This window comes from Streptococcus sanguinis, from assembly GCF_019928825.1.
Classification (GTDB): domain Bacteria; phylum Bacillota; class Bacilli; order Lactobacillales; family Streptococcaceae; genus Streptococcus; species Streptococcus sanguinis_L.
Genome location: NZ_JAHZOP010000001.1, coordinates 367,550 through 386,154 on the forward strand (window position 1 = coordinate 367,550; position 18,605 = coordinate 386,154).

Here is an 18,605-nt window from a genome sequence, read left to right on the forward strand (position 1 = left end):
TTATCCTTTTCTGTTACTTGGTCTAACTTCTTTAATACCTTCTGAAGTGAGTTTGTTTCTTTGTAGTTGTCCGTCAAGCAAAGTCTCGTGTAACTTTTCTCCCGTCCTATCAATCGTATGCCAATCACTCCTAGGAATACCTGATTGAGTTAAAGCCTGTGATGTACGAGTATTCAATATCAAAGTATTTCCATCGCGATTGATATATTCAACCGGTAAGTCTTTAATATCTATTTTACCCGATTTTATTGCATCAACTAAATCATCAATTGTTTTTATAGGTTCCCCTGCTAATTCAGAATATATTTTCTGTCCTTCTTGACTGAACGAGTGACCATATGTCTTTTGTGCATAATTTGCATCTTCCGACATTCCTATACCAGCCTTAGTTGCTTCGGTATCCACCTCTTCTGGCTTCTGCACCTTCTTGCCGGCATCAGGAGTGACTTCGGGTTGTCCGGCTTTGGGGAGGTCGGGTTCTTGCGCCTTGACTTTCGGAACGGCGCTGGCACTAGCCGCAGCTGCGTCAATGTCTGGTTTGACCTTGGTTTCCATTTCTGGCTTAACCTTGGTCGGATTGACTTCGGCTGGGCGAGTCACTTCGATATCGGGCTTCTTGGTCACGTCCACTTCTTTCGGACGGCTGTTTGGTGACACCACCTCGCTCGGACGAGCTTGGCTGACCTCCGGCTTCACGGGCTTACCTGTATCCAACTCGCTGTTGGTCTTATCCACCGCTGGACGGCTTGGATTGTCAATCTCGGGTTTCGCCGTTTTAGTGGTATCAATTTCTGGCTTCTTATTTGGACCAGTTATCTCTGGACTGCTTGCACGGTCAATCTCAGGCTTGCTTGTCTTCATCACATCAAGCTCTGGTTTCTTGCTTGGACTTGGTATTTCTTGATGTTGGGGCGTTTGAATCTCTGGTTTTGGCTTCTTGCCTGTACCAAGCGTAGACGGATCCACATCTGTGTCCGCATGGGTCTTCAAGCCTGCATTGCCCGCTGGCAGATCCACACCTTTCCCACTACTTGGCAAGTCCACATCAGCTCCACTGCCACCCTTGCCAAATCTTGCTCGGGCTTTATTTCCAAGAGCAGTAGCTCCATGACCAATCGCACGCCCTATTCCAAACTGGAGTGCTGCGCCCAAGGGGTCATCCTGCATCGCGGTCACCGTATGAGCGATGTCATTGGCATCGTCGGCATAATTGACAGCTTTGCCTACCGTCTGTACCGTCGTAGAGGCGGCTTTCCCTGTCTTGGCAAGCACGCTGGCATAGGTCGCAAAGCCACCGGTCGCTGCCGTCAAGACTGCGTCCACACCTGCCCAGATACGCTCCCCGTCAGTCAACCGTTTCCCCGAAATGGTCTCCCCGCTAATCGCCTGATAACCGCTATCTGCCACCAGATAAGCAGTCCCTGCTCCGATAAGGATAGGAGCTAGGGTACCGCCACTCAGGACGCTCCCTGCGATAATGGCACCCACTGCTATAATTTTACCACCAATTTCAACCCACTGCAACCAGCCTTTGTTGTTCTCCTTCCAAGTCGAGCGCGCCCGCTCGTACTCGCCGACTTGCGTCGGAAACATAGCTTCCATGAGCTGTTGGTCGCTCAAGCCCTTGAGCTTTTCGTAATTCTCATGATCTTCTTTCTCAATCTTCGCCAAGCCTTCTTTTGCCAGCTTGAGCTTAACATCGTAGAGTTCCTTGGCAGCGGGTATCGGTGTTTTGTCGCTATTGACAATATCCGAAATACTGTAGTGCTCTGTGGTGGTGTACTCTATCGCAGTCCCGTACTCATCGTAAGCCGTGTTGGTTTTCGTATAAGTCAAATACTTACTCTTATACTGGTTTTTCCCTTCGTTGACCTTATTGAGACTCTCCAAAGCATTATCCAAACCCTCAAAGAATTTCCCGTCAATATTTTGGACGATTTCCTTGTGGACTTTCTTAGAGGCATCCAAGCGATGAAGAGCATGGTGCTCCGCATCTTCAAAAGGACCGACGGGCATGTCACGCCCCAAAGTCGCTTCTCCCGTTGCCACATAGAGATGAGCTAAGCCCTCAGAATTGACCTTATTTGACACTTCATCAATATCGCGTAGCAAGTCCTTTACGCAGTTGATGTTGCTGTGAAACCAACCCGTCTTAGAGCCTTCTTTAAAGTCAGGTTCATTCGTATAATATTTAGCCATTGTAACTCCTCTCTATCAGGCTCCACCAGTACCGATGATAATATCAGAAGACTTGGTCCCCTTCATATTCTTGTGAATTTCACCATTCTCGTCTTGAATAGATTTTTTCAGCTTGTCAACAGAGCCCTTAGGATCGTCTTTTATCCCCTGCTTGTCCTCAGCAGAAGTCTCGGAGCTATATAAAATACTGTTGGCGATGTCCATAGCCAGTATCTTATCAGTATCAATAAATTCGCTATAGGTGGTCTGTGTGTGCTTAAATATGACCTCGGTCAAAGTCTGAAAAGTCTGCGCTTTCGTGACAAATCGAATCAGCTGATTCTCATTTCCAACCATACGATTATGCACTTCTCCCTTTGAAGTGAGCGCAGGCAAGCCGTCAACTCCTTCTTTTAATTTCGTACTCAGCTGGGTTGCTGAAGTGACCATAGTTCGGATATGGAGCAAAAGCTGTTCCTGCTGCGTTAGGTCAATACTAATTTTGTCTGCCATATTACACCCTCACTTTCAAATCGTGGATAATCTCATCTCGTAATTCCTCACCGTCCACCGAGCGAATGCGTTCATGCGCCACATCAAACTCATACAAGCCCGATGGCGCCTCCAAAAAGAGACTGTCTTTCAGCAGCTCCTTGCGCCGAAATGTCTGCAAACGAATGGCTTCATTGTCGGCATAGTAAGCCTGTAAGCGAAAAGCCGAAAAAGGTTCCCAGCTGTAGTAAGCGTAGTTCTTGCGCTTCTCTTCCAAGTCCTTCAAAATCGGATGAATGTCTTTCAAATGCGCCAGAAAAACCAGGCTATGCAAAGTTTCAATCACATATTGATTATCGCCAATCTGCTTGATGACCGTCGTCGTCCACTTGTTGCTGTCGGTTTCCTGCGCGCAGAAATAATTGCTGTCCACCTGACAATGGTAAATCGCCTTGTGATAACGCTCCAGAAAAGCGCCGTAATAAGCGCACTCTTCCGTCGGCTCGTTATCAATCACCAAGCCCATTTTCCCCAAGTCCTCGTAGCCTTTTTCTAAAACCTGGCGCAGATTTTCCAAGCGAGTTTTTCCCTCTTCGCTAGGCAGGGGCAGAAAGAAGAGGTCATCCGAATAATCGTTAAACATGTGTAAGGCGTAAATCGCCTCCAAAGTAAAAGTCTTCATCCGTTGTCAATCTCCTTTTTTACATTGGCTTGGGAAGTTGAATTGAGCAGGGTTTCCAGCCCCTCAACAGCCGTTTTCAGCTCCTTCACGCTAGAAGAAAAATCACCTTGGTACTGTTTGAGAAAATCCTTCAGCCCCAGATATTGCTCCTTAGCCTTTCCGCTCCAGAGGCTCTCACTGCTTTCCATAGCGGAGATATTAGAAGGAATGGTTGTCTCTATCAAAGTCACGGCTGCTTTTAGATTTTCCAACACCGCAGCAATATTGCTACTTTCGTATTGTACCGTCTCAGCCGTATAACGGTCTTGAATATCATTGATATTTGTATTCATTTATACACACTCCTCCTTAATTACCACATTCTTTCGAAAGGATTCCATTTTCCTTCATTGTATTCAGATTTAGCACTATCAATCTGACTGTCAAGGCTACTGATTTTCGATTCTAAAAGATTGTGCAGATTGACGAATGACTGATTGGCGTCACGAACATAGTCGCGGTATTTTTTCATCGTTTTGACATCTTCTTTGAGATGTTCAGAAAGATTGCTGATGTAATGATAGCCCTCTTCACCGTCTACAATGCCGATGATTTTTTCACAATAATCGATAAAATTGTTCATATCATCCAGACTACGCATATGACTCAAACTATGCGACCGAATACTATTTCGCACCCGCTCATATTTTCTCTTTTCACCGCTCAGGTTTTCTACCCTGCTTTTCAATTCTTCATCACTTGCCATACTCTTCTCCTTCCTTAATTACGATACTGTTGGATAATCTCGTAGATTTCCTTTTTTTCTTTCTCTGCCATGCCCGACTGATAGCTTTGCACAAAGACAAAAGCCACAACTACGAGCGCTGGAAGAAGCATCAGATATCGCTTTTTCCGCATAGACATAGGCACCACGACCTCTTTGGTCTTAACAGCGTTAAATTCTGGGTGCTCTTTTTCTATTTGATTTTTTGCCATAAATAGAGGAAAAGCCCCGACAAACCAAATAGGGAGCATAATAATCGTGAGAATAGAAAAATACCTATTGTAGGACGGTAAATCATTATATAGTAATATAATGACACCCGCCACTCCAATAAGGTATGCAAGTCCCCACCAAAGAAGCCAATGATAGGCCTCTTTTTTGATTATCAAATACTCCCTAAGCTGCTCATTTTGTTCCATACAGAACCTCCTTGCGTTGTTTTTTTGGTCTCCCCTACCAAGAAGTTTAATGAGACTAATCTTAGTCTAAATGTACACTTCTAGCATACCATGAAGTAAAAAAATATGCAAATGCTTCCAATCTGTCTATTTACACACATCAGAGCCACAAAAAGCCTATTTTGTTAAATCAATTCGTCGGGCAATCAGGTTAATGACGATGGCTCCAACAATCAAGGAAGCAAATTCTCCAATGGCTGTTGTAAACCAAGTCAGGAAGAATGGCAGGCCTTGCAAGAAATGTAATTCTGCAGCAATGGTCACCATCGAAATAGAGAATAAAACTGCAAAATAGAAATGATCCAAACGAATCAAGCCTTTAATCAGATATTGATTCTTATAGCGATTGAAGAGGTAGACTCCCAGTGACAGGAAGACTAAGGTTGACCCACCGCCGACGAAGACATCAACGATTCCAAAACTATAGAGATTAGCAATCATACAACCAATGGTGACTCCCATGATATATTTTCGGTTATAAAATGCCATAAAGTTCATCATTTCAGAAATTCTGAACTGATAGGCCCCATAACTAATAGCATTTAAAGGGGGCGTAATCGTAAGAGCTACATAAATAGCAGCAACAATGGCAATCTGAGCCAAATCACGAACTGTCAGTTTTTCTTGTTTCATGTTTTCTCCTTTAGCGGCTTTACCGCGTATAATATGCTTGGCGAAAGAAGCTAAGCGCCAAGGGTTGCGTCACATGAGAGGAGCAGCATTCGTTGATTCCCCAACAGATTTGGCAACCCAATTAGTATAGCATAAATCCTAGAAATATGATAGACTATCTTTATGAAAACTTTAATCAAAAAATTCTTTGACAATGAGGTTCTGTCCTATCTTTTCTTTGGTGTGGCAGCAACTGTCGTATCCGTTGTCAGTCGGATGCTCTGCTATGAATTGACGGGAAACGAACTACTGGCTACGATAATAGGTGATATTCTTGGTATTCTCTTTGCCTTTGTAACCAACGATACTATCGTTTTCAAGCAAGCAAGGAGTGGCTGGCCTTCTAGACTTATCAAATTTTTCACTGCACGTTTGGCTACTATGGGCTTAAATTTACTATTGACTTTTATCTTTGTCACTAGCTTCCCACAGATTATAGGCCAGTTTGTCAATAACAATATTAAAATGGTCAATACCATCGAAACCTTCATTGCCCAAGTACTTATTATCGTCCTCAACTATATCTTTAGTAAGATTTTTGTCTTTAAAAACAAGAAAAACTAATAACAAATCAGTCTATTTCACCCTATAAAAGCAAATCTGAACCAGATAATTCTGATCCAGATTTTTTTATTCCTAAATTTCCAAGCTTGGATTATCAAGCGTCAGATGGGTGATTTCACCTTTGACACCAAAATAGTCCTCAATCAGAGTCTGGAGTTCTGACATGGCTGCTTGAGCACGCACTGCTTGCTCTTCATTGATGGACTCAATGACCAAGATAGCATCCTTAGTCTCCTCCGTCAACATGGTTCGCTGGGCTTCTCTCCAGTTAAGGCAACGGCAGACAGCTCCCTCTTCATCATAGTAGATGATTTCTTCTGGCAGTGCCGGTGCGTCACTCTCAGCACCCAATGGGAAAAAGGCTTCCCCACCCTTGGCTTTTCCTAGATAAAGACCTCCGACAATCTTATCCAAATCCTCACCGCCACATGGAACCGCATAAGACAGCGAGACACTGTTATAGATATCAACCAAAGGATTGATTGGATGAAATTCACGCCCCTGACTGACCCGCTTGAGCAGAGCTTCGATAGAGGATCGTGCCCCTTTCTTGGTCTTGAATTGGCTGAAGGCCTGCCGCCACTCCTGAATGACTTCATTCTGAGTGAAGTTCTCGTCTGGGATAAAGTCCTCAGCTCGCTTCGCTCCCTTATCCAGCAGAGATTTGAAATATGGATCCTTACTTTCATCCACTCTATTATCCAGTCCCTTGACCACTAAAATACTTATCTGAGCTTCCGGAAATACTTGCCAAAATTCATGTTCAACTGTAACTTTCATGATGCACCTCTTTAATCTTAATAGTTTCTTTTTTGTCCTTTTTTGACTGCTTCCCAGTCACCTGTGATGTTTTCACGCACTCGAACTAGCATTTCCTCCAAGGCTTGAACTTCTGCCTGAGAAAAGCCCTGCAGGGATGTCTCTTCAGAATAGTCATTCTCAGCTAGGATAAAAGGATAAAGTTTTTCCCCTGTTTCCGTCACAAACCATTCCTTGTTCTTCTTGTTGTCTTTGGCTGCCTTCTGCTGCACCAAGCCCTTGGCCTCTAGCTTCTTAACAGAGCGGGCAACCGTTGAGCGATCCACCTTGAGCAGCTCCGACAGCTCCTCTTGGATAATTCCCGGATTCTCCGCGATTCGGACCAGATAAAGATATTGTCCTCGTGCCAGCTCTATATCACGGAACTCAATATTAGCAATGGAATCTAAAGCTCGGGCAATAATCCCAATTTCCCGCAATACTGACATATCCCCTCCTTTGATTTTTATTTGAAACTATTATAACACATTTTGTTGCAAATGCAATAAAATTAACTAAAAAGAAAAAAGAGGATAAACCTCTTTAAATTTGACAAAAATATCTTTTTCTAGTTTTCTTCCTTATAGTATTTTTGTAATTCTTCCGCTGAATTAATGACATGTTCCTGCCCATCTACTGAATATTTAGCAGGGATAGTCACATTCTCAAATACATTCGTTCCTGGCGGAAAGAAGAGTTCGGTTACGTTTTTTACTAATGCTACATCGGTTGTTTTATTTAGGAATGTAACCTGTCCACCATGTCCTTGAATGATTTTATATAAATCTGGATAGTTTTTAGCAAGAACTGTTTTTTTGAGGTTTTCTGGAGGGTAGTCCTCACTCAGACCGGCATCAATATAGGACACAATTACCCCCTTTTTAATTAGATTATCATGAAAACTCGTATAAGAAACAAAATTGTTTTGGTTAGATACACCTTCCGTTTTCACCTCATTAGCTGGTAAAATCTTACCTTCGTCCAAATCAATAAAGTGAACCTTATAATCTTCATCTTTTTTAGAATGTTTAGGATGGAGGAGGATTCGAACATACTTCTTTTGATGAGAAATATCTATCCAAATTCCGGTTGATTCTATTTCAGACGGGACAAGACTATTATCAAAAGAACGCACCATCTTAAAAATATCAAATTCTTTTCTTTCTAGTTTTTCTCCCACCAGCTTATAAACAGCTAACCTCCAATATTCTCCTTTTTCTGGTACATTCCGATTAAAATCATATAAACTTTGTTTTGGATTATTCTTCAACTTCATATAACTATTCACAAAATAACCATGACCAAATGTCATTATACTATCATAATTAGGAACAGCCTCTGACTCGACTGCAGTCATTTCCCTTTGTTCCTCAGACTTTACAACTTCCCAATTATAAAAGATGGCTTTTTCCCCTTCAAAAAATTTATAATTCGGTCTATACTCAGGCACATAGTAGGTATATTGACCATAATTTTCTTGAAATTTTGCCTTTTGACAATTATCCCAGATATAATAGCCTACAAATCCTAGAATCAATACTAGAGCGACCACAATACTCTTCCATTTAGTTATTTTTTTACTTTTCATACTTATTGATCCTTCTCCCCTTTAAAACACCTTCAGTTCCCTTCCCCATCCTGCTCTTTCTTCTTGAAACTAAAGCGTCCAGTGCTTTCAACTTGAAACCCTGACTCACAGCAGCTCTGGATACTGGCATTGAGTACTGCACCAACAATCAAAATTTTAGCAATTATGATAAACCAAAACATCATCACAACCATAATGATGGAGCTGAAAAAGCGAACATCAACTAGGTGATTTAAATAATTATCCATGTATACAGAAAAGATATTCAGCAAAGCCAGAATGGTCAGGAGCACAAAGGCGCTTCCGGGCAGAACAAAGCGTTTTTTGTTGATTTTCACATTAGGAAGAAAATAATAGAGCATAACCAAAACCGCAAAGAGTAAGGCGTAAATCAATGGCTCCGTAAAATGCTGCAAGTGCTGATAAAGCTGACTATCTAGTTTCCAGTAAGTACGGAGGAAATCCAGCGACATATGGCCAAACATGGTCAGAAAGAGGGCCAAGGCAAAGAGAATCTGCAGACCAAGACTCACAAATAGACTCATGACGCGATGAGAAATCAGCCCCCGGCTCTTAGCCACCCCATAGGCTTTGTTAAAGGCAATTTGTAGGAAATTCATGGACTTGGAAAAAGTCCAAAGGGCCGACAAGACTGAGAAGCTCAGCAGGCCAGTCGAAGGCTGGGTCAGCACTTCACGCATGACTTTTGCTACAACATCATATAAAGTCTCTGGCAGCATGTCCTTAATAGCTGTCAGAAAATCCGCAATTGGAATATGGAAATAAGGCAGAATATTGACGATAATCAAGAGCAAAGGAAAAACGGAAATCAGCCAATAATAAGCAACTGCAACGCTGCTCAGCTCACTATCTGCCTCTTTATAAAAACGGAAAAATTCTCTTAAAAACTGATTGTTGCGAACCTTACTAAATAATTTCTTCACTCTCTTCTCCTTCAAAAAAAAGCTGAGACAAGTGCCCAGCCTTTGATTTCTAATAAGTTCCTTCTTCTCCCTGGCTGGTCAGAATGACAGGACCATCTTTTGTAATGACAAACTGATGCTCATACTGACAGGACAGGCCGCCATCCAGCGTTTTATGTGCCCAGCCGGTCTCAAAGTCCGTATCAATTTCCCAGGTACCTGTATTAATCATGGGTTCGATAGTCAGAACCATTCCCTCACGCAAGCGCAAGCCGCGTCCTTCTCGACCGTAATGCGGCACCATAGGCTCCTCATGCATGGTTGGGCCAACACCGTGACCCACCAGATCCCGCACAACACCATAGCCATGACTTTCAGCATATTCCTGAATAGCTGCGCCAATGTCACCGATACGATTGCCAACCTTGGCAGCCGCAATTCCACGATAGAGACATTCCTTGGTCACATCCATCAGCTGCTGAGCCTCTGGGCTAATTTTCCCTACTGCATAGGTCCAGCAAGAATCCGCCACACCGCCCCGGAAGCTCTCTGTGTGTTGCTTCATCTGTTCCACATTGTCAAAATCTAGCTTGGACACATCCAGCTCTGCCTTATCGACCAAGCCAACAACCATATCAACGCTGATGACATCGCCTTCTACCAGTTTCTGATGACGGGGAAAGGCATGGGCTACCTCGTCATTAAGAGAGCAGCAAGTCGCATAAGGATAGTCCATGACAGACCCTTCAACACCAATCTGCAGAGGCAGCGCATTGTCTTCTTTACAACGCTTGCGGACATACTCTTCTATGTCCCACATGTCAATGCCTGGCTTAATCAAGTCTCTCAAACCGATATGGACCGAAGCCAGAAAATCTCCACTCTTGTCCATCAAGTCAATTTCACGCTGTGATTTTAAAGTAATCATTCTTTCTCTAAATTCCTCTTCTTAATTAATTTTCACTGTAATCGTCGCTTTGGCAACCAGCATCGCTTCCAGATACATCTCAAAGTCAATAATGGCTGTCCGCCTAGTCTGGCGGATAATGCGCGGCTGGATATGCAGCAGGTCATCAATCTGGACCGCTTGAAAGAAATAAATCATCAGCTGGTCGATTATCAGGCTGCGGCCGCTGTTGACCATGAGCTGCTGGGTAATCCGAGTCAAAATTTCTGTCAGCACACCGTTGGCCAGCACACCATTTTGCTCCAGCATAAAAGGCTCAACGGTAAAGGAAAACAAATCATCCTGACGGCTAATCTTCTGTCCCACCTGCTCACTGAAAGTCGGAAGGCTGGAAATCTGAGAACGGCTCATTTTTTCCATAATGTCCCGCCGTGTAATCACACCCAGCAAGGTCTGGTTGCTGCGTACTACTGGTATCATTTCGAAATCTTCTGCAATCATGCGCTGGCTGATATTGGCAATATTGGCAGATAGGCCTGTCATAAAGACGTTTTTCGTCATGACCTTGTCCAAGGTTGTCAGAGGAGACTTATCCCCCGCGTCCCGCATGGTTACTACTCCCACCAGCATCTGCTGCTGGTTGATAACCGGAAATCGGCTGGCACGATTGCGACGAACCAAGTCCAGATAGTCACGAACAGTATCAGAATCATGCAAGAAGCCGTACTCGTGGCTGGAGCGATAGACCTGCTCCACTGTTAAAATATCGGTCTTGATTTGCATATTGGACAGGGCACGATTAATCATGGTTGCGACTGTGTAAGTATCGTGCTTGGTCCTGAGAACCGGTATATTAAGCAGATTAGCCATCTTAAGAACTTCCGAGCTGACTTCAAAGCCTCCGGTTACCAGCACCGCATTCTCATTTTCCAGAGCCAAGAGCTGAATTTTCGTCCGGTCTCCGACAATCAGGAGACCGCCCTCTGTCAGATAGCGCAGGATATTCTGCTCCGTCATGGCTCCGATGGAAAATTTATTGAATTCTTTTTCCAGACCATCTTCTCCAGCCAATACTTCCGAGCCAGTAATATCAACGATTTCCTTGTAGGTCAGATGCTCCAAGACCACTTTCTTGGACTTAACCCGAACCGTGCCACTCCGAGGCCTAGTCTCAACAATACCGCGGTTCTCCGCTTCCTTGATAGCTCGATAGGCCGTCCCATCACTAACTCCCAGATAGTTTGAAATACTGCGGACACTGACCCTCTTGCCAATTGGAAGATTTTCAAGATAGGTTAAAATTTCCTGATGCTTACTCATTAAAATCTCCTCTCTCATAACGGTACTCCAGATAATCTCGCATCTTCCTGGTGTACCGATCGCTCCCTTTAAACTGCCGGTAGAGGCTGAAGCCAGATTTTTGAGCTACCTTCTGACTGGCTAGGTTCTCTGCATGAGTGATAATGCTGAGACGCTTGAAGTCAAAGCGGGTAAAAGATAGAAAAACAATCTCTCGGACAATTTCTGTCATCAGCCCTCGTCCCCAGTAGTCTTGCCGCAGAAAATAACCTAACTCAGCTTCTTTCTTGATCTCGTCCATCTTTTCAAACTTGACAGAGCCAATCATTTCATGCGTTTCCTTGTGACAAATGGCCCAAATCCCCAGAGGATTTTTCATAAAGAAATTGGCAATGACGTATTCACTTTCCTCTAGGCTTGCTTCTGTCGGAAAGATGAACTGAGTATTTTCCGGATTGGACGCAATCTTATATAGGGCTCCTGCATCTTCAAAGACAATGGGCCGCAAAAAAGCATGCTCTGTCTCAATAAATGAGCAGGCTGCTAAATGTGTCCACAAATTCATCTGCTACCTCTACAAAAAATAAGCGAAAAACGCTTATTCTTCTATCAACTGGATATCTGCACCCAGACTTGTTAATTTTTCAATAATATTAGAATAGCCGCGCAGGATAAACTCGATATTAGTAATCTCTGTCTTTCCTTGAGCCATCAAACCTGCAATAACCAAAGCAGCTCCTGCTCGTAAATCGGTCGCCTTGACCTGAGCTCCCTGCAGTTGATTTGGTCCCTCATAGACAATCTGGTCGCTGCTAGTTGAAATTTTGCCTGCCATCTTAGCTAGCTCCGCCACATGGTTAACCCGCTTCTCATAGATTGTGTCCGTAATCTTACCATGGCCATTAGCCGTCAGCAAGAGCGGAGTGATGGGCTGTTGTAGGTCAGTTGCAAAGCCTGGATAAGGAGAAGTCTTAATGTTTATAGCACGCAGATTTTGCTGCTCTTCGACAAAAATGCTGTCTTCAGAAACCGTCATCCGAACACCCATTTCCTCAAGATTGGCAATAAAACTCTCCAAATGCTCATAAAGGACATTATTAATCTGAATTCCCTGACCAATAGCTGCAGCAAGGGCGATATAGGTCCCTGCCTCGATACGATCAGGAATTACTTGATGACGCGTTCCATGAAGGTGTGGAACCCCCTCAATCGTAATAATATCAGTTCCTGCTCCACGGATATGTGCTCCCATATTATTCAAGAGAGTTGCCACATCAATGATTTCTGGCTCCCGCGCTGCATTTTCAATAATAGTCCGACCTTTGGCCTTGACAGCAGCCAACATCGTGTTGATGGTAGCACCCACGCTGACCGTATCCATATAAATGCTAGCGCCTTTCAGCTGCTGACCCCCTGTGGATAGGTTCATGTAGTTGCCATCCATGGTCATCTTAGCCCCCATTGCTTCAAAAGCCTTGAGATGCAAGTCAATAGGACGCGGCCCCAAGTCACAGCCACCAGGCAGACCTACCGTCGCTTCACCATAGCGGCCAAGCAAGCTGCCATAGAAATAATAAGACGCTCTTAGACTGTTGATCTTTCCATAAGGCATAGGGACGTTTTGGATACCACGCGGATCAATCGTCAGACTGTCCTCAGAGCGAGTAACACTAGCCCCCATGGCAATCATGATATCAATCAGACTATCCACATCCGAAATATCCGGAACGCCATCCAACGTTACAATATCATCTGCCAGAATCACAGCCGGAATCAAGGCAACGACACTGTTTTTAGCACCATTAATAGTCACCTCTCCTTTTAAGGGGCGACCACCATGTATTACAATTTTTTTCATGTTTAAAATAAAGCTCTTTCAAGGTATTGCCATTTATTATACCACAGATTCAGGAAATTTCCTATACTTTTAGATAAATAAGACAATTGAAATTAAAATGAAACAGAGAAAATGGCTTTTTCAATAATTTTTCAGAAAAAATAGTATTGCAAAAAATGAGAGAAGCGCAAGGCTAGACTGCTTGCCTTGTAAAAGCCACCTATATAAAAAAGCTCTCAACCATTACGATTGAGAACTGTCATCTTACTGCACTGCTGCTTTCAATGCCTCTACCTTATCCAACTTTTCCCAAGGCAGGTCAATATCTGTCCTACCCATGTGGCCATAAGCTGCTGTCTGACGATAGATTGGACGTTTCAGATCCAGCATTTGAATGATACCGGCCGGACGCAGATCAAAAATCTGACGAACTGCTTCCTGAAGCTTGCTTTCTGCAACAGCACCAGTTCCAAAAGTATCAATCCGTACAGAAACCGGCTGAGCCACACCAATGGCATAGGCTAACTGCACTTCTGCTTTCTTGGCCAGTCCCGCCGCCACGATGTTTTTAGCAATGTAGCGAGCTGCGTATGAAGCAGAGCGGTCGACCTTGGTTGCATCCTTACCAGAGAAGGCACCGCCACCGTGACGAGCATAACCGCCATAAGTATCCACAATAATCTTACGGCCAGTCAAGCCAGAGTCTCCTTGCGGACCGCCAATTACAAAGCGGCCGGTTGGATTGATGAAAAATTTTGTCTTATCATCCAGATACTGGGCTGGGATTACTGCTTTAATCACCTTTTCAATCACATCACGATGAATCTCTTCATTAGTCGCTTCTGGGTCATGCTGAGTCGAAATAACCACCGTATCCACGCGCACAGGCTGGTCATTTTCATCATACTCAACTGTCACCTGTGACTTAGCATCTGGACGAAGATAGGCAATCTCTCCTGATTTGCGCAACTCTGCCAATCGACGGACTAGCTTGTGACTGAGCGAGATAGGAAGCGGCATGAGCTCCGGCGTTTCATCCACAGCAAAGCCAAACATAAGCCCCTGGTCTCCAGCGCCAATCAAGTCCAATGGATCTTGGTCGTCTGTATTCCCACGAACTTCCAGAGCTTCATTGACACCCTGAGCAATATCTGGTGATTGCTCCACCAAAGACGGATGCACACCGACCGTCTCTGCTGAAAATCCATATTCTGTATTGGTGTAGCCAATCTCTGCAATGGTATCACGAACCACACGGTTAATATCTACATAAGCTGTGGTCGAAATCTCACCAAAAACATGAACCGAGCCCGTATAAACGGCTGTTTCAGCAGCCACATGGGCATCTGGATCCTGACTCAAGACAGCATCCAAAATAGCATCGGAAATTTGGTCTGCAATCTTATCAGGATGCCCCTCCGATACAGACTCAGACGTGAAAAGTTTACGTTCTGACATAGAAATGTCCCCCCTTAAATAAATTGTTATAGAGTTACAAAGTACTGATAGAAAGAACTACCACCTTATCGGGACTATATAACTTCTTCATTATACCACTTTTCGCTAAAAAATTCAGAATTTTTTTAATAGAAAAATAGCATAAAAATCTAGTTATCCGCATAAAAACTGGACTTATCACACTTTATCAAGGTCAAAACCACTCAATTTACTACTAATTTACTACTTATGAATGAGCTTTGATACGACGATTTATCCTTGAAAAGTGAAGATATAAAGATACTTCCAATAAAATTTGAATATTTAATAGGTAGACACTTCAAAAAATGAGGTGTCTATTTTTTTACCCGATTTTGAAAGGAAGTGAACTTATGAAAACAAAAAATCAAGAATCAAAAGGTCGTTCCCCACTCTTTAAGACCATCAAACATTCATTCAGCCAATAAAAAAGAAAGGATAGGTAAAAATATGGAACTTAAATTTGTGATTCCCAACATGGAAAAAACATTCGGCAATTTAGAATTTGCTGGCGAGGATAAAGTCGTTCAGCGAAGAATCAACGGACGGCTAACTGTCTTATCAAGAAGCTATAATCTCTATTCTGATGTTCAAAGAGCAGATGATATTGTGGTGGTGCTTCCTGCTGAAGCTGGCGAAAAACATTTCGGCTTTGAGGAACGTGTGAAGTTAGTCAATCCACGTATTACCGCAGAGGGCTACAAAATCGGCACTCGTGGTTTTACAAATTACCTTTTACATGCTGACGACATGATAAAAGAATAAAGAAAGAGAGGAAAAATGATGAGATTAGCAAATGGCATTGTATTAGATAAAGACACGACTTTTGGAGAATTGAAATTCTCTGCTCTACGTCGTGAAGTGAGAATCCAAAATGAAGACGGGTCGGTTTCAGATGAAATCAAGGAACGTACCTATGACTTAAAATCCAAAGGACAAGGACGCATGATTCAAGTAAGTATTCCTGCCAGCGTGCCTTTGAAAGAGTTTGATTATAACGCACGGGTGGAACTTATCAATCCCATTGCGGACACCGTTGCTACTGCCACCTATCAAGGAGCAGATGTTGACTGGTATATCAAGGCAGACGATATTGTGCTGACAAAGGATTCTAGTTCATTCAAAGCTCAACCACAAGCAAAGAAAGAACCGACACAAGACAAATAGTCGCTAGGTAGAAAGGAGACTTTTTCGCATGAAACAGCGTGGTAAAAGGATTCGCCCATCTGGTAAAGATTTAGTCTTTCATTTTACGATAGCGTCACTCCTGCCTGTTTTCCTGCTGGTTGTCGGACTGTTTCATGTGAAGACAATCCAGCAGATCAACTGGCAGGATTTTAACCTATCACAAGCAGATAAGATTGACATTCCCTATTTAATTATCAGTTTCAGTGTCGCAATTCTTATCTGCTTGCTGGTAGCGTTTGTATTCAAACGGGTTCGCTATGATACGGTTAAACAACTTTACCACCGTCAAAAACTGGCAAAGATGATACTTGAAAACAAGTGGTATGAATCTGAACAGGTCAAAACAGAGGGTTTCTTTAAAGATAGTGCTGGTCGTACAAAGGAAAAGATAACCTACTTCCCTAAAATGTATTATCGACTTAAAAATGGCTTGATACAGATACGGGTGGAAATCACGCTGGGAAAATATCAAGACCAACTCTTACACTTGGAAAAGAAATTAGAGAGTGGCTTGTACTGTGAGCTGACGGATAAAGAGTTAAAGGATTCCTATGTGGAATATACTTTGCTCTATGACACCATAGCCAGTCGTATTTCTATTGATGAAGTAGAAGCTAAAGATGGTAAACTTCGCTTAATGAAAAACGTATGGTGGGAATATGATAAGCTCCCTCATATGTTGATTGCTGGTGGTACAGGTGGCGGTAAAACTTACTTTATACTGACACTGATTGAAGCCTTGCTTCATACAGATTCAAAACTGTATATTCTTGACCCGAAAAATGCTGACCTTGCGGACTTAGGTTCTGTGATGGCAAATGTCTACTATAGAAAAGAAGACTTGCTTTCTTGCATTGAAACATTCTATGAAGAAATGATGAAACGTAGTGAGGAAATGAAGCAGATGAAGAACTATAAGACTGGCAAAAATTATGCTTACTTAGGTCTCCCGGCACACTTCTTAATCTTTGATGAATACGTCGCTTTCATGGAAATGCTGGGAACAAAAGAAAACACCGCAGTTATGAATAAGCTGAAACAGATTGTCATGTTAGGTCGTCAAGCTGGCTTCTTTCTAATACTGGCTTGTCAACGTCCAGACGCAAAATATTTAGGCGACGGAATCCGTGATCAGTTTAATTTCAGAGTGGCTTTAGGTCGTATGTCTGAAATGGGCTATGGCATGATGTTTGGCAGTGACGTACAAAAGGATTTCTTCTTAAAGCGAATCAAAGGTCGTGGCTATGTTGATGTAGGAACAAGTGTCATATCAGAGTTTTATACTCCCCTTGTACCAAAAGGATATGATTTCTTGGAGGAAATTAAAAAGTTATCCAACAGCAGACAGTCCACGCAGGCGACGTGCGAAGCGGAAGTCGCAGGTGTGGACTGATCTTGCTGGCTGGTGTGGCAATAGCCACGCCAGCACTTAACCCCCCGTATCTAACAGGGGGGTACAAATCGACAGGAAACAGTCAAAAAAACATTAGAAAATCCTTTGGTTACAAGGGATTTACAAAATTTCAGCGTATGTCAAATGGGCTTTAAAAGTTGACATACGCCTTTTTGATTGGAGGGATTTTTACTGAATGAACAAACTTGGTTACAGCATTTAAAAGAAAAACGCTTGGCTTATGGACTATCTCAAAACCGTTTAGCTGTTGCGACTGGTATTACAAGGCAGTATCTAAGCGATATTGAAACAGGAAAAGTCAAGCCATCAGAGGATTTACAGCAGTCCCTTTGGGAAGCTCTGGAACGCTTCAATCCCGACGCTCCCCTTGAAATGCTGTTTGATTATGTAAGGATTCGCTTTCCGACAACAGACGTACAGCAGGTGGTCGAAAACATCTTACAACTGAAACTGTCCTATTTTCTTCATGAGGACTATGGTTTCTATTCTTATTCAGAGCATTATGCTTTAGGCGACATATTCGTCCTTTGCTCCCATGAACTGGACAAAGGAGTTCTGGTGGAATTGAAAGGTCGTGGGTGCAGACAATTTGAAAGCTATCTTCTGGCACAACAAAGAAGCTGGTATGAGTTCTTTATGGACGTTTTGGTGGCTGGCGGTGTGATGAAACGCCTTGACCTTGCCATTAACGATAAGACAGGGATTTTGAATATCCCTGTACTCACTGAAAAGTGCCAACAGGAAGAATGTATCTCCGTCTTCCGCAGTTTTAAAAGCTATCGCAGTGGCGAACTGGTACGCAAAGAGGAAAAGGAATGTATGGGAAACACCCTCTATATCGGTTCATTACAAAGTGAAGTTTATTTCTGTATCTATGAAAAGGACTACGAGCAGTACAAGAAAAATGATATTCCCATTGAAGACGCAGAAGTAAAAAACCGTTTTGAGATTCGATTGAAAAATGAGCGTGCCTATTATGCAGTCCGTGATTTACTCGTCTATGACAATCCAGAGCATACCGCCTTTAAAATTATCAATCGGTATATCCGTTTTGTAGATAAAGACGATTCCAAACCTCGTTCTGATTGGAAACTGAATGAAGAATGGGCTTGGTTTATTGGGAACAATCGTGAACGATTAAAACTAACCACAAAACCAGAGCCTTACTCCTTCCAAAGGACGCTGAACTGGCTATCTCATCAAGTTGCCCCGACCTTAAAGGTTGCGATTAAACTTGATGAAATCAACCAGACGCAGGTTGTAAAAGACATTCTCGACCATGCGAAACTGACAGACCGACACAAGCAGATTTTGAAGCAACAGTCAGTAAAAGAACAGGACGTGATAACAACAAAAAAATAACTCA

21 protein-coding genes and 1 riboswitch are annotated in these 18,605 nt (G+C 43.0%); of the genes, 5 read left to right on the forward strand and 16 right to left on the reverse strand.

Going from position 1 to position 18,605, the window contains the following annotated elements; genetic code table 11:
- From K1J09_RS01790 to K1J09_RS01820, 7 genes are all read right to left on the reverse strand, one after another.
- Positions 1-2,199, reverse strand: a complete 2,199-nt coding sequence (locus K1J09_RS01790) for a hypothetical protein (RefSeq protein WP_223322481.1) — start codon at positions 2,197-2,199, stop codon at positions 1-3.
- Positions 2,200-2,214: 15 nt separating this feature from the next.
- Entirely contained in the window at positions 2,215-2,691 is a 477-nt protein-coding gene (locus tag K1J09_RS01795; RefSeq protein WP_002924162.1) for a hypothetical protein, read from the reverse strand.
- A 1-nt stretch (position 2,692) separates the two neighbouring features.
- Complete coding sequence (locus K1J09_RS01800; RefSeq protein WP_002924161.1) at positions 2,693-3,352, reverse strand: hypothetical protein; 660 nt, start codon at positions 3,350-3,352, stop codon at positions 2,693-2,695.
- Entirely contained in the window at positions 3,349-3,684 is a 336-nt protein-coding gene (locus K1J09_RS01805) for a hypothetical protein (protein ID WP_002924160.1), read from the reverse strand. Before K1J09_RS01805 ends, K1J09_RS01800 begins: the two co-directional genes overlap by 4 nt.
- 20 nt (positions 3,685-3,704) lie before the next feature.
- Positions 3,705-4,097, reverse strand: coding sequence for a hypothetical protein (locus tag K1J09_RS01810; RefSeq protein WP_002924159.1), 393 nt, complete (start codon positions 4,095-4,097; stop codon positions 3,705-3,707).
- Between the two features lie 14 nt (positions 4,098-4,111).
- Entirely contained in the window at positions 4,112-4,534 is a 423-nt protein-coding gene (locus tag K1J09_RS01815) for a hypothetical protein (protein WP_049538778.1), read from the reverse strand.
- Positions 4,535-4,690: 156 nt separating this feature from the next.
- Positions 4,691-5,206: a QueT transporter family protein gene (locus K1J09_RS01820; RefSeq protein WP_072074215.1), complete on the reverse strand. Its 516-nt coding sequence runs from the start codon at positions 5,204-5,206 to the stop codon at positions 4,691-4,693.
- Positions 5,204-5,340: riboswitch (PreQ1 riboswitch) on the reverse strand. (Overlaps the previous gene by 3 nt.)
- 28 nt (positions 5,341-5,368) lie before the next feature.
- Here K1J09_RS01820 and K1J09_RS01825 point away from each other — a divergent pair.
- Positions 5,369-5,809, forward strand: coding sequence for a GtrA family protein (locus tag K1J09_RS01825; protein ID WP_223322480.1), 441 nt, complete (start codon positions 5,369-5,371; stop codon positions 5,807-5,809).
- Between the two features lie 72 nt (positions 5,810-5,881).
- Here K1J09_RS01825 and K1J09_RS01830 read toward each other — a convergent pair whose 3' ends face one another.
- The 9 genes from K1J09_RS01830 to metK form a co-directional block, all read right to left on the reverse strand.
- Positions 5,882-6,589, reverse strand: a complete 708-nt coding sequence (locus K1J09_RS01830) for a B3/B4 domain-containing protein (RefSeq protein ID WP_223322479.1) — start codon at positions 6,587-6,589, stop codon at positions 5,882-5,884.
- Between the two features lie 17 nt (positions 6,590-6,606).
- On the reverse strand, positions 6,607-7,056 hold the full coding sequence (locus K1J09_RS01835) for a MarR family winged helix-turn-helix transcriptional regulator (RefSeq protein WP_002895062.1): 450 nt from the start codon (positions 7,054-7,056) through the stop codon (positions 6,607-6,609).
- Between the two features lie 119 nt (positions 7,057-7,175).
- A complete protein-coding gene (locus K1J09_RS01840) occupies positions 7,176-8,195 on the reverse strand; it encodes a hypothetical protein (RefSeq protein ID WP_223322478.1) in 1,020 nt (339 codons plus the stop codon).
- Positions 8,196-8,227: 32 nt separating this feature from the next.
- The gene (locus K1J09_RS01845) at positions 8,228-9,154 is read right to left on the reverse strand and encodes a YihY/virulence factor BrkB family protein (protein WP_002895057.1); all 927 of its coding nucleotides are present in this window, start codon (positions 9,152-9,154) and stop codon (positions 8,228-8,230) included.
- A gap of 34 nt (positions 9,155-9,188) precedes the next feature.
- On the reverse strand, positions 9,189-10,046 hold the full coding sequence (locus tag K1J09_RS01850) for a methionyl aminopeptidase (RefSeq protein WP_002895055.1): 858 nt from the start codon (positions 10,044-10,046) through the stop codon (positions 9,189-9,191).
- Positions 10,047-10,067: 21 nt separating this feature from the next.
- Complete coding sequence (gene spxR / locus K1J09_RS01855) at positions 10,068-11,345, reverse strand: CBS-HotDog domain-containing transcription factor SpxR (RefSeq protein ID WP_223322477.1); 1,278 nt, start codon at positions 11,343-11,345, stop codon at positions 10,068-10,070.
- Complete coding sequence (locus K1J09_RS01860) at positions 11,338-11,889, reverse strand: GNAT family N-acetyltransferase (protein ID WP_002895050.1); 552 nt, start codon at positions 11,887-11,889, stop codon at positions 11,338-11,340. Before K1J09_RS01860 ends, spxR begins: the two co-directional genes overlap by 8 nt.
- 33 nt (positions 11,890-11,922) lie before the next feature.
- Positions 11,923-13,182 carry a UDP-N-acetylglucosamine 1-carboxyvinyltransferase gene (locus tag K1J09_RS01865; protein ID WP_223322476.1) on the reverse strand — a complete coding sequence of 420 codons (1,260 nt, stop codon included), beginning with the start codon at positions 13,180-13,182 and terminating at the stop codon, positions 11,923-11,925.
- A 243-nt stretch (positions 13,183-13,425) separates the two neighbouring features.
- Positions 13,426-14,619, reverse strand: a complete 1,194-nt coding sequence (gene metK / locus K1J09_RS01870; protein WP_223322475.1) for a methionine adenosyltransferase — start codon at positions 14,617-14,619, stop codon at positions 13,426-13,428.
- A gap of 468 nt (positions 14,620-15,087) precedes the next feature.
- Here metK and K1J09_RS01875 point away from each other — a divergent pair, with 468 nt between their 5' ends.
- From K1J09_RS01875 to mobT, 4 genes are all read left to right on the forward strand, one after another.
- Entirely contained in the window at positions 15,088-15,402 is a 315-nt protein-coding gene (locus K1J09_RS01875) for a YdcP family protein (RefSeq protein ID WP_000420682.1), read from the forward strand.
- A 15-nt stretch (positions 15,403-15,417) separates the two neighbouring features.
- Positions 15,418-15,804, forward strand: coding sequence for a YdcP family protein (locus K1J09_RS01880; protein WP_000985015.1), 387 nt, complete (start codon positions 15,418-15,420; stop codon positions 15,802-15,804).
- Positions 15,805-15,832: 28 nt separating this feature from the next.
- Positions 15,833-17,218: an FtsK/SpoIIIE domain-containing protein gene (locus tag K1J09_RS01885; RefSeq protein WP_000813488.1), complete on the forward strand. Its 1,386-nt coding sequence runs from the start codon at positions 15,833-15,835 to the stop codon at positions 17,216-17,218.
- A gap of 177 nt (positions 17,219-17,395) precedes the next feature.
- Complete coding sequence (gene mobT, locus K1J09_RS01895; RefSeq protein WP_000398284.1) at positions 17,396-18,601, forward strand: MobT family relaxase; 1,206 nt, start codon at positions 17,396-17,398, stop codon at positions 18,599-18,601.
- Positions 18,602-18,605: the final 4 nt, after the last annotated feature.

Coding starts and splice junctions, on each gene's coding strand:
- K1J09_RS01850 (WP_002895055.1), bottom strand. CDS start 10,046: ATGATTACTTTAAAATCACAGCGTGAAATTGACTTGATGGACAAGAGT.
- K1J09_RS01875 (WP_000420682.1), top strand. CDS start 15,088: ATGGAACTTAAATTTGTGATTCCCAACATGGAAAAAACATTCGGCAAT.
- metK (WP_223322475.1), bottom strand. CDS start 14,619: ATGTCAGAACGTAAACTTTTCACGTCTGAGTCTGTATCGGAGGGGCAT.
- K1J09_RS01790 (WP_223322481.1), bottom strand. CDS start 2,199: ATGGCTAAATATTATACGAATGAACCTGACTTTAAAGAAGGCTCTAAG.
- spxR (WP_223322477.1), bottom strand. CDS start 11,345: ATGAGTAAGCATCAGGAAATTTTAACCTATCTTGAAAATCTTCCAATT.
- K1J09_RS01835 (WP_002895062.1), bottom strand. CDS start 7,056: ATGTCAGTATTGCGGGAAATTGGGATTATTGCCCGAGCTTTAGATTCC.
- K1J09_RS01815 (WP_049538778.1), bottom strand. CDS start 4,534: ATGGAACAAAATGAGCAGCTTAGGGAGTATTTGATAATCAAAAAAGAG.
- K1J09_RS01820 (WP_072074215.1), bottom strand. CDS start 5,206: ATGAAACAAGAAAAACTGACAGTTCGTGATTTGGCTCAGATTGCCATT.
- K1J09_RS01840 (WP_223322478.1), bottom strand. CDS start 8,195: ATGAAAAGTAAAAAAATAACTAAATGGAAGAGTATTGTGGTCGCTCTA.
- K1J09_RS01810 (WP_002924159.1), bottom strand. CDS start 4,097: ATGGCAAGTGATGAAGAATTGAAAAGCAGGGTAGAAAACCTGAGCGGT.
- K1J09_RS01880 (WP_000985015.1), top strand. CDS start 15,418: ATGATGAGATTAGCAAATGGCATTGTATTAGATAAAGACACGACTTTT.
- K1J09_RS01795 (WP_002924162.1), bottom strand. CDS start 2,691: ATGGCAGACAAAATTAGTATTGACCTAACGCAGCAGGAACAGCTTTTG.
- K1J09_RS01805 (WP_002924160.1), bottom strand. CDS start 3,684: ATGAATACAAATATCAATGATATTCAAGACCGTTATACGGCTGAGACG.
- K1J09_RS01825 (WP_223322480.1), top strand. CDS start 5,369: ATGAAAACTTTAATCAAAAAATTCTTTGACAATGAGGTTCTGTCCTAT.
- K1J09_RS01865 (WP_223322476.1), bottom strand. CDS start 13,182: ATGAAAAAAATTGTAATACATGGTGGTCGCCCCTTAAAAGGAGAGGTG.
- K1J09_RS01860 (WP_002895050.1), bottom strand. CDS start 11,889: ATGAATTTGTGGACACATTTAGCAGCCTGCTCATTTATTGAGACAGAG.
- K1J09_RS01830 (WP_223322479.1), bottom strand. CDS start 6,589: ATGAAAGTTACAGTTGAACATGAATTTTGGCAAGTATTTCCGGAAGCT.
- K1J09_RS01800 (WP_002924161.1), bottom strand. CDS start 3,352: ATGAAGACTTTTACTTTGGAGGCGATTTACGCCTTACACATGTTTAAC.
- K1J09_RS01885 (WP_000813488.1), top strand. CDS start 15,833: ATGAAACAGCGTGGTAAAAGGATTCGCCCATCTGGTAAAGATTTAGTC.